Origin of the sequence: Colwellia piezophila ATCC BAA-637, from assembly GCF_000378625.1 — a bacterium.
GTDB lineage: Bacteria > Pseudomonadota > Gammaproteobacteria > Enterobacterales > Alteromonadaceae > Colwellia > Colwellia piezophila.
Map to the genome: position 1 here is coordinate 199,960 of NZ_KB905168.1, position 16,102 is coordinate 216,061.

11 protein-coding genes are annotated in these 16,102 nt (G+C 37.4%); 5 read left to right on the forward strand and 6 right to left on the reverse strand.

The features are described from left to right. Window positions 1-5: 5 nt before the first annotated feature. From F580_RS0115955 to F580_RS0115965, 3 genes are all read right to left on the reverse strand, one after another. Entirely contained in the window at window positions 6-1,055 is a 1,050-nt protein-coding gene (locus tag F580_RS0115955; protein WP_019028750.1) for a FemAB family XrtA/PEP-CTERM system-associated protein, read from the reverse strand. Window positions 1,056-1,134: 79 nt separating this feature from the next. Then, window positions 1,135-1,992, reverse strand: a complete 858-nt coding sequence (locus F580_RS0115960) for an XrtA system polysaccharide deacetylase (RefSeq protein ID WP_019028751.1) — start codon at window positions 1,990-1,992, stop codon at window positions 1,135-1,137. 4 nt (window positions 1,993-1,996) lie between these two features. Next, window positions 1,997-3,400: a TIGR03013 family XrtA/PEP-CTERM system glycosyltransferase gene (locus F580_RS0115965; RefSeq protein ID WP_019028752.1), complete on the reverse strand. Its 1,404-nt coding sequence runs from the start codon at window positions 3,398-3,400 to the stop codon at window positions 1,997-1,999. A 188-nt stretch (window positions 3,401-3,588) separates the two neighbouring features. On the opposite strand from F580_RS0115965, the gene F580_RS0115970 reads away from it, so the two are divergent. Genes F580_RS0115970 through F580_RS0115990 form a run of 5 tightly spaced genes read left to right on the forward strand, consistent with a single transcriptional unit; the run spans window position 3,589 to window position 9,375 of the window. Further along, window positions 3,589-4,224, forward strand: a complete 636-nt coding sequence (locus F580_RS0115970; protein WP_019028753.1) for an XrtA/PEP-CTERM system exopolysaccharide export protein — start codon at window positions 3,589-3,591, stop codon at window positions 4,222-4,224. Between the two features lie 50 nt (window positions 4,225-4,274). Beyond that, window positions 4,275-5,861 carry an XrtA system polysaccharide chain length determinant gene (locus tag F580_RS0115975; RefSeq protein WP_019028754.1) on the forward strand — a complete coding sequence of 529 codons (1,587 nt, stop codon included), beginning with the start codon at window positions 4,275-4,277 and terminating at the stop codon, window positions 5,859-5,861. Between the two features lie 2 nt (window positions 5,862-5,863). Continuing rightward, window positions 5,864-6,760: an XrtA-associated tyrosine autokinase gene (locus tag F580_RS0115980; RefSeq protein ID WP_019028755.1), complete on the forward strand. Its 897-nt coding sequence runs from the start codon at window positions 5,864-5,866 to the stop codon at window positions 6,758-6,760. Then, on the forward strand, window positions 6,720-8,333 hold the full coding sequence (locus F580_RS0115985) for a TIGR03016 family PEP-CTERM system-associated outer membrane protein (protein WP_019028756.1): 1,614 nt from the start codon (window positions 6,720-6,722) through the stop codon (window positions 8,331-8,333). Before F580_RS0115980 ends, F580_RS0115985 begins: the two co-directional genes overlap by 41 nt. Before the next feature lies 1 nt (window position 8,334). Further along, window positions 8,335-9,375, forward strand: coding sequence for an XrtA/PEP-CTERM system-associated ATPase (locus F580_RS0115990; protein WP_019028757.1), 1,041 nt, complete (start codon window positions 8,335-8,337; stop codon window positions 9,373-9,375). Window positions 9,376-9,400: 25 nt separating this feature from the next. Here F580_RS0115990 and prsR read toward each other — a convergent pair whose 3' ends face one another. From prsR to F580_RS0116005, 3 genes are all read right to left on the reverse strand, one after another. Next, window positions 9,401-10,750, reverse strand: coding sequence for a PEP-CTERM-box response regulator transcription factor (gene prsR, locus F580_RS0115995; protein WP_019028758.1), 1,350 nt, complete (start codon window positions 10,748-10,750; stop codon window positions 9,401-9,403). A gap of 7 nt (window positions 10,751-10,757) precedes the next feature. Then, window positions 10,758-12,797, reverse strand: coding sequence for an XrtA/PEP-CTERM system histidine kinase PrsK (gene prsK / locus F580_RS0116000; RefSeq protein WP_019028759.1), 2,040 nt, complete (start codon window positions 12,795-12,797; stop codon window positions 10,758-10,760). Between the two features lie 244 nt (window positions 12,798-13,041). Further along, window positions 13,042-16,101 (reverse strand): efflux RND transporter permease subunit, encoded by a 3,060-nt coding sequence (locus tag F580_RS0116005; protein WP_019028760.1) that lies wholly within the window; start codon window positions 16,099-16,101, stop codon window positions 13,042-13,044. Window position 16,102 lies beyond the last annotated feature (1 nt).

Genomic DNA, 16,102 nt, shown 5'->3' on the forward strand with positions numbered 1-16,102 from the left:
CACTATTACCCTAAAAATTTAGATAAAAACGGCCCAATAAACTGGCTTACTTTAAGTGGTAACTTCCGCCACATTTGAATAAGTAGTTTATATTTAGGGTTGTTCGGGCTTAAGTTAGGTAGCTCTGTGGCATTAACTAAGTAGTAATAGTAATAAAGTAATTTAGGCTTCATACCCCAGTTTTTCTTGTATTTATAGGCACCACTGTCATTTTTACTACGGCCAAAGTCATACCAACGGTAGCCTTTATTGCTGGCATGACACATTAATTGATAATACATAAAGTCGGCACTCTTTAAAGAGCGAGCATTAACCACACCGCCATAATAAAAAGGTAATACTTGCTCATTAAAGTAATAGTTCATTACCGCACTTGATAACTGATTATCTTTATTTTTAATAATCGCAATATCAACTTTATCGCCAAAAACATCCACTAAGTTATTAAAATATTCCCGGCAAAATACAGGAGTGCCTAGGTTTCTATAACTGACTGAGAGTAAAAAATAAAAATCCTCTAGGTAAGCTCCACCGGACTCAATAGTGAAACTCAATTCGTTATTGAGAGAATGGCGAATAACGGCACGTTGCTTCTTCTTTATACTCGCTAATATTTTGTCACTATCCCCGGGAAGCTCACAACCAAACGTACTATGGCCTTGCTTTAATAAAAGCGACGAGTCTTGCTTGTATTGATATCTCAACTCTAAGTAATCAACGGATAATTTTTCAGCTAACTGGCAAGCTTGGTGCTCTAATTGACGCACAAGCTCAGGGGTATCCGCAATAGCACCACCATAGACACAAAAAGGCGTTGAAATCAGCGCGTGACCAAAAAACTTACTTTTCACTTCAACCAAAGGCAAAATACCGCAAATTTTTCCCGCTTGTTCAACATAGAAAAAGTAGCAACCATGATTAAAGCTTTTCGTGATTACTTGTTGCCAACCACTTAAATGAAAAAAACTGCCATATTGGTGATTTTTAACATAGTGATCCCATGATTCAAACTCTGATGGCGTTAATCGTTTAACAACACTGTTATTATTAGCCATTGTATTCAAGTATCCATGCTCTTTATTAGAGCTTATTGGTGGTGTCCCCAACACTGTAAAGCTTGGGTTTAATGCTTAGTTACCTGCCTAAATAGACACTTTTCATGGTGTCCCATTGGTAATCTTCTAACAAGCGTATAACCTTACCTTCCATTCGAGATAGGTTTAAATAATGACGAAGCCTAGACTTAACTGAAACTCCTGGAATACGAGGTTGTTCTGGGTCTATTTCCCATGGATGAAAATAGAAACAGTAAGGTTGTTTCTCGGTATTTATGTACTTATCAATTCTATTTTTTGATAACCAATATGGGTATAGTCGAAAGTATCCCCCCCCTCCGATGCCGATATTTTGCCCCAGAATACTTAAAGTAGGTACGGGGATTTCGATTATTCCTTCTATCCTTTGGTATTTAAACCTTGGCCAATTCGGCACTCCATATAAATCATGCTCGATTGGGTATGTGCTAGAGCTGTACTCAAACCCCAGGTCACTTAAAACCTGATAAGCCCAAGTATTGCTATCGTTAAATGAAAAACTGGGCGCACGATAACCAATGATAGCTTGCCCTGATGCATCTTCGAGCACCTGTTGACTTTTACTTACATCAGCGCGAAATTCATCCACTGTCATGATGGTAGCTCGTTGATGGGAAAAACCGTGGCTAGCTAACTCATGCCCCTGAGCCACTATTGCCTTAATTAAGTTTGGGCAGCGTTCAGCCACCCAACCTAAAGTAAAAAAGGTAGCTTTAGCCTGATGTTTATCAAAAAGCTCTAATAATCTATAAGTATTAGCTTCAACGCGAAGCTCTAAATTGTTCCAGTCATCTCTATTAATAGCTTTTTCAAAAGCCGATACATGAAAGTAATCTTCAACATCAACAGTTAACACCTGTTTCTCTGGTAAGCCATTATTTGCATTAACGCTTTGCATCTGATTAGCGCCCTTTACCAAAGAGTATTACTTCAACCGTTCTAATGAGAATTAATAAATCCAATAGGAAACTGCGATGTTTTATGTAGTAAAGATCATATTTTAATTTTTCGAGTGAGTCCTCTTCAGTTACACCATATGGGTATTTAAGTTGTGCCCAACCAGTTAAACCAGGCTTAACATTATGGCGCTCATTGTAATAAGGAATACTTTTAATTAGGCCTTGCACAAACTGTGGCCTTTCGGGCCTTGGACCGACAAAGCCCATATGGCCATGTAATATATTCCAAATTTGTGGCAATTCATCAATACGGTATTTACGTAAATAAAGACCCACAGTAGTAATACGGTTATCATTTTCACATGCCATTTGGGCACCGTCTTTTTCGGCGTCTAAGCGCATACTGCGAAATTTAAAAATATTAAAGGGTTCACCGTCAAGGCCAACCCGTTCTTGACTATAAAATATTGGTGCATTAAGACCTTCTGACAATTTTATACAAAACACTGTGCACACCATTACCGGCCAGGTTATCAATAATAGAACCAAAGCTAGCACTGCATTAAAAAACCAATCAAAGGTGTTTCGTAAATGATTATTGGAAGCAAAACCATTGGAATAGATAACCCAACTAGGATAAATAAGATTTACGGCTATTTGCCCCGTTTCTCGCTCAATAAAGTCTAATATTTCAGTGATCTCTACACCGCGAATTTTACAAGCAAATAGTTCATCTACCGGTAAATTATTACGGCGCTCATCATTGGCAACAACAATTTCATCAATTCCATGAGCCAAGGCATAGTCAACTAACGAGCCTTCAATACTCAACTGTGTTTCATGTTGAATACCACCGGGTGAATCCCCATTCATAATAATAAAACTGTGTACGGTAAAGTCCTGTCTATCGACATCACGTCTCATACGTTTTTCAATAATTGATGCTCGCTCGCCAGAGCCCATAATCAAAATCTTTCGTTTACCTAAACCAAAAAAATCTACTTTAAAGGTGAAATAGCGAAAGCAACTAATGACGGTAACACTGATAAAAGAAGCTATAACTAATAGCTCAATAGGAAGAAAATAAGGCCCAAATAAAAGGTTAATAATTGCGGCGGCAACAAAAGCTACCGATACACACACCAGCATACGACGGAAAATACCGCGGAAACTTTCTCTTAACTTGGAATTGTATAAGCCTAATGCCAAAGCACTGAGCTGATTTAGTAGCGCAAAAATAACCGCATAAATAAATAAATAAGAAAAAGGAATGGCTTTCAATTCAAATATTTTTAGTCGTTCATTTAGGTACACAGTTAGCAGTAATGCGCCAACAAAAATAATTTGTTCTATAACAATTAAAGATTTACTACCTGCGGATAAATCACGGAAAGCTGAACTATACATAATGAAATAAGCTTCCTTTAATTTAATAAGCTTGATTGAGTAAAAACACCTATTAATCTTTAATAAGTAATATCCTTAAAGTTAGCTAGTTATTTGCAGCTGTCAATTGACATTGTTAAAAGAAGATATAATACCTACACTTAAGCTTCATTCTTCAAATCAAACAGTATTCTTAATGGGTGTAAATTATGGATAACCACTTTGCCAACAAATTAAAGGTTGGATTACTGCTACTAACAGCCCTACTCTCAGCTTGTAGTTCGAATAATACTTTACCCAGTGCAACCCTACATCCATCCAATACAGCTAATATAAATTCGTACAAATATTTGATCGGCTCAGGTGATGTACTTAATATTTTTGTCTGGCGAAATCCAGAAGTGTCCGGCTCCTTTGTAGTTCGCCCTGATGGCATGATTACTACCTCTTTGGTTGAAGATATAAAAGTAAGTGGTAAAACTCCTACCGAGTTAGCCCGTTCAATTGAAGAAATTTTAGCTACTTATTTACGTGATCCTATCGTCACGGTTACTGTCGCTAACTTTGTTGGTCCTTTCAGCGAGCAAGTTCGTGTTATCGGAGAAGCTGCTCAGCCAAGAGCTATTAACTACACTCAACATATGACGTTATTGGATGTGATGATTCAAGTGGGTGGTTTAACGGAGTTCGCCGATGGTAATGATGCTGTGTTAGTACGAATTGAATACGGTAAACAACTGCAATATCAAATCATGATAGACCGACTACTCAAGGATGGAGAAATCAGCGCCAATGTTGATATATTACCCGGTGATATCATTATCATCCCCGAAGCGTGGTTTTAGCAATACATCTAATTGAACATCGTACTTTCAGACACAACCAAAGGTTCAGAATGCAAGATATATTCGAAGAGATAATTGACTATCTAAAAGGAATTTGGCTAAAGCGTCGTTATATCATTATAGCCACTTGGCTTATTTGCCCAATAGGATGGTATTTCGTTGCCGCTATGCCCAATGTGTATAAATCAGAGGCAAGAGTGTATGTTGATACCCAGTCATTATTACGGCCATTATTACGGGGCATCACGATTGAAACAAATCCAAACATACAAATACGCCTGATGATTAAAACCTTGTTAAGTAGGCCAAATGTAGAGCGCATTGCCCGTATGACTGATTTAGATGTGCAAGCCAATAATAGTGAAGAATATGAAGCAATACTTAAAGGTCTTAAAGAAAACCTCGCAATATCAGGTGTTGGTCGGGAAAACATTTACACGTTAAGCATTGAAAATAAAGATCCTGAAATGGCGAGAAGAATAGTCCGCTCGGCCCTTACAGTGTTTATCGAAAACACCTTAGGCGAAACCCGTAGCGATTCCGAGAGTGCACAAAAATTTTTAACCACTCAGATTAAAGATTATGAAGATCGATTAACCGCATCAGAAGCACGATTAACCCAGTTTAAACAAAAATACAGTGGCATTTTGCTGAACCAATACGGGGGTTATTATAATAAGCTCAACACCAATAAAGAATTACTTAAGACAATTGAATTAGAGATATTAGAGAATAAAACTCGACTTAATTCAGCCAAAAAACAACTTGCTCAATCAATAGTTGCCGATGATAATGGTGATAATAAAATTAAAAATGAACGTTCAATTCAAACGACTTATGATGGCAGAATTTTAGAACTAGAAGTACAACTTGATACATTAAAGCTTCGCTATACCGACAGACACCCAGATGTTATCGAAGTAAGTCGAAATTTAAAGCATTTAAACAAGTTGCGTAGTGAGGAAATTAAAAAGTATTTAGCACATGGCAGTCAAAATATAGGTAGCTTAAAACGCTTAAGTGCTAATCCTGTCATTCAAGAGATGCAAATTCAAGTTAACCAAATGGAAAACCTAAATGCCTCACTCAAGGTAAGAGCCGACGATTTTCGCCAACGTATTATAGAACTTGAAAACAGAGTGCACACTTTACCGGAGATAGAAGCCGAATTAGTCGCGCTCAATCGAGGTTATGAAATTACCAAAAATAAATACGAAGAGCTATTATCTAGAAAGGAAACCGCACTACTTGCTCAACAAGCCGATGAAACCACTGATAAAATTCAATTTCGCGTCATTGACCCACCACGAAAAGCAACTAAACCTTCAGGGCCAAAACGTTTTATTTTATTTGGCGCTGTGACCTTCCTTGGCTTTGGCGTCGGTATTGGCTTATCTTTATTAATGAGTCAATTATCCCCTATAGCAACCTCTACCATTCAATTATCTAAGATTACCGGTGTCCCCGTTTTTGGTGTCATATCCGCCAATGAAAATTTGGGTTTACAAAAGAGGGACCAAAAGAAAACGCTACTTTTTATTGGTTCAAACTTGTTACTGCTATGCCTATTAATGTTGTTTCTGAGTTATTTCTTATTTCCTGACATTATTCAAATACCATTGAAAAGGATTTTCTAGCCATGAATACCATTGAAAAGGCGCTAGCTAAACAAAAATTGGCCCAACAGAGTAAACCTATAAATACTATAGAACATAAAGCTATCAATGATGTTTCACCGCCAGTAGAGGTCCCTAGACCCGTGCAAACATTAATGACGGAGCCAGTAAAAGATAATAAAGATAAAATAATACTTAATGGTGACCGATTAAATGAACGTGGCTTCATTTATAGTCCGGACAGTGCACACCATATTCAAGAAGAGTTTCGACATATCAAACGTAAATTGTTAAATAACGCTTTTGGTTTAGCTGCAAAAACGCTAAATAATAGCAATTTGATCATGATAACTAGTTCTCATCCTAACGAAGGCAAGACTTATATTGCTATTAATTTAGCGCTAAGTATTGCCCTTGAACAGGATAAGACTGTGCTTTTAATTGATGCGGATGTATTAAGGCCAAGCCTACATAGAGAATTAGAGTTTGAAAGTAAAAAAGGCTTATTAGAATACTTACTCGCCGAAGTTTCGTCACTCTCCGATATCATTTACAGTACCAATATAGATAACTTAAAAATCCTTCCTGCCGGTAAACCTCATCACTTAACCAATGAGTTATTAGCCAGTGAGCGTATGGAGATGTTAGCAAGGGAGTTAGCGGAACGATACCCAGATCGCATTGTTATATTTGATTGCCCCCCCATAATAGGGGTAACGGAAACGCCAGTATTATCTGACCTTGTCGGTCAGGCGATTATCGTTGTTGAAGAATCTAAAACTAAAACAGATGACGTTAAAATGGCAGTGAGCCAGCTAAATAGTGATATTGCTATAGGCTTAGTCATGAATAAAACCATTAGATCAAAAAAGGATATCTATGGCTATTATGGGTATGGCTATGGTAGAAAAAATCAGTAGCCCTCGACTACGAGCATGCTACTGTATGATAGGTAGCCTCCTTTTATCTAACTCTGCATTAGCGGGAGAATGGCGCTTTGAGCCCAGTTTAGGACTTACTGAAACTTACACAAATAATATTGAGCTGACTCAACGTGATAAACAATCAAGCTTAGTAAGCCAATTTATTATCGGTGCTGATGCTAACTTCACATCCAAGAAGTTACAATTTTCGTTTTTGGGCACAGAAACTCTTGCGGGCTATAGTCATGACAGTGAACTCAATGATGACTACCAAACGCTATTAGCCAATGCTTCTTATGCATTATGGGGTGATAAGCTGAAAATTATTGGCAGCTCATCCATCACTAATGTCAGTAAAAATGAAGCAAGCAACAGCTTAGCTGATTTAGTTAGCGCCGATACGGTACAACAAATCAACCACTCAGCGGGGTTACAATTTAATAGTTCAAACAGTGATTATTCACTATTTTCCTCACTCATTGCTAGCTCCGTCAATACTGAAGATGATATAGGTGAAAGCCATGGCTACACAGCACTAATCAATAGTAAAAATGGTAATGCGGCTCGTTATGTTTTTTGGCAAATCGACGGTTCATTTGCTAACAGAGAAAGCGGAGGTTTCAGCGGAACGACTGATGGTTTTACTAGCGAGAACTATCAGCTAGACATCAAACTTGGTGCTATTACTCCTTATAAAATAAACCCTTTTATACATTTATATAATGAAAAAGTAACTGGTACCTTAGCGGGCAGTAACCCTGATGCCATTCCCTCTTGGGGGCCGGGTTTACGTTATCAGGCGGCTAAACACTTCATCCTCGATTTATCATATAATAATGTTATAAATGATACACATGACCACTATATTGGTGTTGATATTGATTGGCAACTATCGGCAAGAACATCACTTAAAGCTGGCTATTCAAACCGTTTTTTTGGCGACTCTTATAACTTAGACTTTATACACAAAAGCAAACGACTAACCAATAGTATTTCTTACCATGATACCATTGAAGTTTTTGACCGTAATAATTATCAACAAGTAGAGAGTGAAATATGGTGTCCAAATGATGCCACTGATCTCACTAGCTGTTTACCCCAAGGTGAAATCCCTAGTGACACCAATGACTATCAAAGCGTGCCTATCACTACACTCGAGCTTATTGAAGACAATGAGTTCAGTTTAAACAGGCGCTTAACATGGCAATCAACACTCGCCTTAGCGCGGACCACCTTTTCTTTAAACCTTTCGAATAGAGAGCGTGAGAGCTTAAGCACCGGGGTTATTGATGAATATCTTAAAGCACGCTTAAGTATATCTCGCCGGCTAAGTCCTAGAAGTAACGTTACCTTGTATGCTGATTACAGTAATAATATTTTTGATAAAGACAACCCTAACGGAGCTCGACAAGAAGATATCTATAAAACATTATCAGGTACTTATAATAGAAGCTTGGCCTCATCGCTCAATGCTTTTTTTACCTTACAATACCTTGATAGACAATCAAATTTTGAACGCTACACTTATACTGAAGCTCGTGCTTCCATTAACTTAACAAAAGATTTCTAATATGTATGAAAGTTACTACGGTTTTAGTGAGCGACCTTTCCAGTTAAGTCCCGATCCTCGATTTTTCTTTGCTACTAGTCATCATCAACGTGCTTTATCTTACTTACAATACGGGTTAGATCAAGGTGAAGGTTTTATTGTTATTACCGGCCCTATCGGTACAGGTAAAACGACTATTGCCCGGAACTTATTGGCTAATATTGCCGATGAAAACATTGTTGCTGCACAATTAGTTACCACCCGACTATCACCCAATGAGTTACTTGAACTCATTGCCGCTGAATTTAACATCACAGTAAATGGCAATAGCAAAGCTGATGTATTAAAAAGTATCGAACAGTTCTTAATTGCTTTAAATAAACAAGGAAAACGTGCCTTATTACTGGTTGATGAAGCACAAAACCTACCGGCTGAAACTATTGAAGAATTACGAATGCTTTCTAATTTTCAACTTGATAATAAGCCACTTATTCAAAGTTTTCTCTTAGGCCAAGAAGAATTAAGAAGTATTATTTCTGCTCCTGATATGGAACAATTCAGACAGCGAATTATCGCTTCAGCTCATTTAAAACCATTAAACCCAGAAGAAGTTAAAAACTATATAAATCATAGGTTAGCACAAGCAAACTGCAATAAAGAGGCCTTATTTTCTGATGAAGCTTTTCAGCTTATTTTTGAAAAAACCCTAGGTGTACCACGTAAGATAAATATTTTTGTTGATAGAATATTATTGTTTGCCTTTCTCGAAGAACTCAACAATATAGACTGCCAAGCCATCAATGATGTTGCCGATGAAATGTCGGTAGAGCTAACAGGTTCACTCAATGGTAATACATTAAAACACGATATTAATCAACAAAACTCAGTACCCCACTCAGCTGAAAAAGGTGAAAATATTAAAAACATTTTACGTGAAATAGAAGATATATTAGAGGTATCTATTCAGCAGAAAGTAAAAATGACTCGCTATATTGATAAACTTTTAAAACAAAAGAGTCGTGAATTCGCAGAGCTGCAAAGCAGAAGTACTGACAGCGAATAACGCTTGGCTGTCAGTATTATTTTGATTATACGTTTATAGCAATATTGTATTTTTCAATCAATGAGTAAAGTGTCGGCCTAGTTATACCTAATAATTCAGAGGTTTTAGACATATTCCCCTCAGCCAAGGCATAAGCTTTTTGAATAGCGATAGTTTCAGCTTGCTCACGAACAGCACGTAAATTAAGCGACAATTCATATTCAGTATTTTCTTTATCAAAAAAACCTAAATCAAAAGCCGTCACCTGACTTCCTGTACTCATAATAACCGATGATTTGACTTTATTTTGTAGTTCTCGAATATTACCCGGCCAAAGATGATGCTTTAAACCATATAACGCATCATCAGCAAAGGATTTAACTTTACGTTTATACTCGGTGGAATATTGCTGTAAAAAGAAGTTAGCTAAAATAAGTACATCTTCGTCACGCTCACGCAGTGGCGGGATATTCAAGGTAATTTCAGTGATTCGATAAAAGAGATCTTCCCGGAAAGTTTTTTGTGCAACCATTTCCTCAAGATTTTGATTAGTTGCACAAATAACACGAACATCGACTAAAATCTCTTTACGTCCACCCAAGCGCTCAATAACTTTCTCTTGTAAAAAACGCAATAGTTTTGCTTGTAAATGATAAGGCATATCGCCTATTTCATCTAAAAACAAAGTACCACCTTGAGCACACTCTATCTTTCCCAAGGTCGTTTTGTATGCGCCAGTAAAAGCGCCTTTTTCAAAACCGAATAACTCACTTTCCAATAAATTCTCAGGAATAGATGCACAGTTAATGGCTATAAATGGCTTATCACTACGATCACTCACTTTATGAATGGCTTTGGCAGTAACCTCTTTACCGGTACCACTTTCACCAAGTAAAAGCGCAGTAATTTCTGTTGGCGCTATACGTTGCACTATAAGACGTAATCTATCAATACTCTCACTACTACCAATGATTCCCGTATCACATCCCACTATTGACCTCATACTACGGTTATCTATTTCTATCGTAGCCAACCTGAAGGCTCGAGAAACAATGATATTAATAACCTCAGCATCTACTGGTTTTTGGTAAAAATCGTATGCGCCCATTTCAATAGCTTTAAGAGCATTAGTTCGATCATCATTGCCAGTAATAACAATGATTTTGGTGTGGGGGGATATTTCTAATATCTGTTTTAATGCTGCTAAACCTTCGCTAGCATTGGTCGCATCTGGTGGTAAACCTAAATCTAAAGTAATGACTTTAGGTTCATGACGCCTCACAGCGGCAATAGCACTTTCACGGGTATCTGCCAACACTACATCGTAGTCAGATAAACTCCATTTCAATTGCTTTTGTACACCTAAATCATCATCAATAATTAGTAATTTTTCCATAACAATATCATATCCTTTGTTTATTATTGTGCGGAATAATGATGCGAAAGTGACTACCTTCATTTTCGCAGCTCGTTACCTGCAAGGTACCGTCAATGCTTTCAATAAACTGTTTTGCTTCATAAACGCCAATGCCCATACCGGCATTTCCCTTAGTCGTATCAAAGGGTTTAAAAAGACGATTAGCTATAAAGTCGGCTGACATACCACAGCCATTATCAATGATAGATAGACACAAACTAGTGGTTGTTATTTCCGCTATGATCTTAACCCAACCACTTTCACTTGTCGCTTCCTGAGCATTTTGTAATAAATGGTTTAACACGGAAGAAAAAAACTCTTCGTCAATGGATATCAGACTTTCAAGTGCAAGCTCCGTACTAATATAGGGCTTTTGAACGTTACGTTGCTTCACTACTGCCAATATCAAAGCCTGTATATCGGTGTTTTTTTTGCTAGTCTCTGCTACGTGTTTATTACGCAATTGTATTAATACTTTATCAAGTCGCCAGGTGGCCGCTTCTATCGTTTCAAATACATCATCGACAAAATCCGGATTATCTTTATGCCGCTTTGCGTTACTGTTAATTAACGCCAGCTGTGCTTGAATATTTTTTAAGTCATGTACCAAAAAGGCAGACATACGATTAAAGGCATCAAACTGTTTAGACTCAGCTAAACTTTCATTGGCTTCATTCAGAGATAAGTAATTACTTAGCTGTTTTGAAATGGAAAATAGTAAATCTCTATCCTCCCAATTCAAAAGCCCTTGCTCTTCAGTCATAGCTAACAAGAAAAATCCGTAGACAGATTTATTCATAAATATAGGAATAATAATATCAATGTGCTTTTGTCGACAAAATTGAGTATCTAGTGTTAATCCAGGGTAGCTATGCTCTACTTTAGCAAACTCCCTAACATCAATTATCCAGCCGTGCTGTTGGCAAAATGTCTCCACTGAAGCCAAGAAATCCAAATCAGTTGCTTTAAGGTTAAAATTTTTCTGATAAAGCGCCTTATACCGATCCGATGGGTGTTTTTTTATTAAGGCTCCCTGATCAATATTTAAAGAAGCACAAATAATATGGGTAGCCGTGTGATAATAATCATCATTTTCACCAATTTCGAGTTGCTCAATAGATTTAAGCCACTCTACCCGGTAATCATATTTATTTGAAAAAAAGTGCTTAGTAATGAAAACTTTAACTTCTCTGCGAAATTTTTCAGTAATTAATAACGCCGCTAAAACACTACTACCCAAAATAAAAAAAGCGATGCTAATAACATCCCCCCAAGTGCCGCCAAAATAATTAATGGCGTAACCCGCAATGGCCAATAATAATAAATAAGCCCCTGAAATTAGTAACATTGAACTATAAAAAACCACGTCTCGAGAAACAAAAACATCAACAGACCAGTCCTTAATTCGTCGAGTACTGACTAATATTAACGGCATACCTACGGCAACGATAAAACCACGCGCATACCAATAAGAAAAATCGAGCTGATTAACCATAACAGCCTGAGCAAAAAGTACAAAATCAAATGCTGTTGCCATGCCCAAAGCTATTATGAGTGACCAAATAGCCCATTTAACTCTAACCTCGGCATTTCTATATAACTGTTCCAGTAAAACTAACAACCATAAATTTAATAATAATAATAAGGAAAATAAAAATTTAACGCTTTCAGGAATAAACAGAGCCATTCCCCAACATAATATGGATAATCCACTCCAAACCACTAGGTATTTCTTAATCTTTGGGTGAGTAACTAACGCCTTAACTGAGGTAATATTGACTTGTGTACAAATAATCAAGAGCGACCAAGTCGCTAATTTAAAGGTCTCTACCGCCAGAACGATAAGTAATGAAAAACCTTGTTTGGGTTGTAATGCGGCACTGAGGGATGAAGTAAATACCAGTAATGCAGCGACTAACACTAAGCAGCCGGCAAGGGTTTTATTGCGGGCTGCCAGCAATAATAAAATAAAAATAGCATAGGCACTCGCCGCTAAAAAATAACCTGATGTGCCAATGACTTCCATTTATATTTATCCTTGCTTTAATAGCCCTATATCTAAGCAGTACAGTGCATTATCAAAATCAATAACGCTGTATATAAGCCTTTACTTTTTATTAGGTATTCGCCCTTTTGGAGCACATGGACATAATGATAACGTCGCAAAACATGCTCGAAATATAATAACTATAACGATTCATATTTTAATGTAGCCCTTGCTGCTCTAAGTGAACACTCCTTTATTCGGAACGGTATTAATTATCTTTTTTCTAGCCTGCTTTAGGGGTAAATATATCTGTTAATATGGGTACCAATAAAAAGCTTGATATAGCGGATACACATAATCCTGAAATTAACACTACCCCCAGAGGCTGCCATAACCCACCGCCAAACAGGGTTAAAGGTATTAACCCTCCTATGGTAGTTAAGGTTGTTAATAATATTGGTGTGAAGCGTACAGCACTCGCCTGTAATATTGCCGAGTGCTTATCTAAACCTAATTTTAAATTAGCATTAGTACTATCAATCAAAATAATGGCATTGTTAACAACGATACCAAACAAACTGATTAGACCGACAAAGGCCATCATAGAAAAAGATAAGCCCGTTAAATATAAGCCAATAATAGAGCCGGCCATGGCAAAAGGTATTGAACTGAAAATAATCATCGGTTGTAATATTGATTTAAACTGTAGTACTAAAACGGCAAAAATTCCCATCGCTGTAATTAGCATGACTTGCGTTAAACCTGCAAAAGTTTTTTGTCTAGATTCCTCTTCACCACCTAAAGTAAAATACATACCGTTAGGTAAATCATACTGTTCAAGATAATTTACCAGTTCTTCGGTAATATCCCCTACCGAGTAACCCGTTTCAACATCTGCAGAGACTTTGGCCATGCGTAACTTTTGATAATGAAAAAAATCACTCCCACCCTTTTTTAACTCTAGTTTAGCTAGCTGTTGAAGCGGGATAGCCACACCTTGGCTATTACTAATCTCTATTGCAGATAAACTTTCAATGGTGGGTTTTTTCTGACGTATCACAATAGGATAATCCTCACCATTATTATCATTAAACTGCCCGACACTTGTCCCCGATAAAATGGTGCTTATGGTATTATCTAATTGTTCTATGCTAACACCGCTAAGTGCCGCTTGTTGATAGTTAATAGTAAGCGATAATTCGGTATTAGCCATACCGATGGGATTATCAATATTTACCACACCTGTCACCTGGCGCATTTTCGCCGCTAAGTCATTAGCAACTTGCTCTAAATCACTTAATGATTCACTTAATAAACGAATGGCTATAACCTGATCGGTCACTGGACCCTGAGTAAATTCTTTAACGGTTATTTCCGCCTGCGGCCATTGATTAAAATCATCACGTAGACTTTTCACCAGAGCGGTGACTTCATCCTCTTGATAGGCCTTTAGCACGATAAGTGCTTGACCAAATCGAATCATGCCACGCTTAGGTACTTCATTATAATAAATACGGGGATTAGCATTGCCTATATTAAGTGCTACTTTATCGACTAAATCATAGCCCTTAACATGTAACCTTACTTGCTGAAGAATTTTATCTGTATAGGCTAAGGAGGAGTTTGCCGGGGTATTAACATTAATTAATATCATGGGTTTTTCTGCTTTAGGAAACAAGCTAACGCCGACCAGGGGAAATAAAGAAAACATAGCCGCTAGCATCAGTAAACTAACAACAATAACGACTATTTTATAACGCATTAATACCTTTAATGTATTGGCATAACTTCTTTCCGCAAAAATATTTACGTAGTGCTGTAAGGTGTTCACTTTAAAAGCTTTTGGTTTAGTGTCCTTTTCAATTACAACGAGTAACTTACTGGCTAACAGGGGGGTTAACGTTAAAGCCACGAGTAACGAAGCAAATAACACTAAAACCACAGTGATCGGCATTGACCGAATAAAATCACCGGTATTACTTTGAATCATCAGCATAGGTAAAAAGGCGAGCATAGTCGTAATAGTGCCACTGGAGATAGCCCACGCTACTTTACTGGTACCACTTGCCGCCGCTTGTTTGATATCTTTACCAAGCTTCTTTTCTCTGTGAATGCTTTCGGTTACTACAATAGCGTTATCGACTAATAAACCTAACGCTATGATTAATCCAACGATCGACATTTGTTGTAAGCCATAACCACTAAAGTCTAGCCAACCTATTGCCATCAAAAAAGATATCGGAATTGCGAGTATCACCACGAGGGCTTCACGGATGCCCAAAAAGAGTACGGCCATCAAGCCCACAATTATTAGACCTTGGGTTAAGTTATCAAAGAAGCCATTAACACGAATGTTAACGCTATCCGCTTGCTGAAATAACTTAGCTAGCTTTATATCATTAGGTAAACTTTGTTGAAATAGTTCAAGCTCTCGATTAATTTTCTCCGTTAAAACAAATATATTGGTTTTCTCGCGCTGCTCTATGGTAATAAATATTGCAGGAATATCATCAAAATAAGCTAAGTAACTAGGCTCTGCATCAGAAAAACTAACACGAGCGACATCTTTAACTTTTAAAATGCCATTAGCACTGACCATATTGCCATTACTAATAATGGTATTTTCTATATCAACTAATTGAGTAAAGTTACCACTCGCCTTAACATTAAACCGTCTTGTGCTAGCATCAACAAAACCAGGGGTGATATTTAATGCTCGGCCTTGAAGCACTTGATTAATATCCCTAACAGCTAAGCCATAATGCTTCAACATTGCTAAATTTATATCAATAGCAACAATTTGCCTCGGATATCCCCATATACTCGCTTTACGGACACTAGCGATGGTTTCTAAGCGTTTTTCTAGTAACTTGGCATGCAACTCCATGATTTTGTAGTCGGTTGGTTCTGACCACAAGGCCAATTGCATAATCGCAACACTACTCGGTGTTGCTTTCAAAACAAGTAACTGGGCAATACCACTAGGTAGGCTTGGTCGTACTGTTGAAACGGCTTGCTTTACTTTATTAAATGCGGCTTCAGCATCAGTACCGTATAGAAAATCTATGGTAATTCTTACCGCACCATTATGAATTTTAGCTTCAATTTTTTTGATGTTTTCAATATCAGAAATTTCTTGTTCAAGAGGATCAACTACTAACGTTTCAATATCACTAGGTGAGGCCCCCGGGTAAACCACTTCAATCAAAGTAACAGGGAGATCAAACTGTGGGTCTTCTGAGCGCGGCATATTTAAATAAGACACTACACCAACCAAAACCATCAATAAAAAAATCGTTAAGGTAAATTGTGCATTATCTATCGCAAGCCTAGGGAGTTTCATT

What these genes read in the sequence shown, in the direction of transcription:
- F580_RS0115975 (WP_019028754.1), top strand. Translation starts at nt 4,275, where the DNA reads ATGCAAGATATATTCGAAGAGATAATTGACTATCTAAAAGGAATTTGG.
- F580_RS0115985 (WP_019028756.1), top strand. Translation starts at nt 6,720, where the DNA reads ATGGCTATTATGGGTATGGCTATGGTAGAAAAAATCAGTAGCCCTCGA.
- F580_RS0115955 (WP_019028750.1), bottom strand. Translation starts at nt 1,055, where the DNA reads ATGGCTAATAATAACAGTGTTGTTAAACGATTAACGCCATCAGAGTTT.
- F580_RS0115990 (WP_019028757.1), top strand. Translation starts at nt 8,335, where the DNA reads ATGTATGAAAGTTACTACGGTTTTAGTGAGCGACCTTTCCAGTTAAGT.
- F580_RS0115980 (WP_019028755.1), top strand. Translation starts at nt 5,864, where the DNA reads ATGAATACCATTGAAAAGGCGCTAGCTAAACAAAAATTGGCCCAACAG.
- prsK (WP_019028759.1), bottom strand. Translation starts at nt 12,797, where the DNA reads ATGGAAGTCATTGGCACATCAGGTTATTTTTTAGCGGCGAGTGCCTAT.
- F580_RS0115970 (WP_019028753.1), top strand. Translation starts at nt 3,589, where the DNA reads ATGGATAACCACTTTGCCAACAAATTAAAGGTTGGATTACTGCTACTA.
- prsR (WP_019028758.1), bottom strand. Translation starts at nt 10,750, where the DNA reads ATGGAAAAATTACTAATTATTGATGATGATTTAGGTGTACAAAAGCAA.
- F580_RS0115965 (WP_019028752.1), bottom strand. Translation starts at nt 3,400, where the DNA reads ATGTATAGTTCAGCTTTCCGTGATTTATCCGCAGGTAGTAAATCTTTA.
- F580_RS0116005 (WP_019028760.1), bottom strand. Translation starts at nt 16,101, where the DNA reads ATGAAACTCCCTAGGCTTGCGATAGATAATGCACAATTTACCTTAACG.
- F580_RS0115960 (WP_019028751.1), bottom strand. Translation starts at nt 1,992, where the DNA reads ATGCAAAGCGTTAATGCAAATAATGGCTTACCAGAGAAACAGGTGTTA.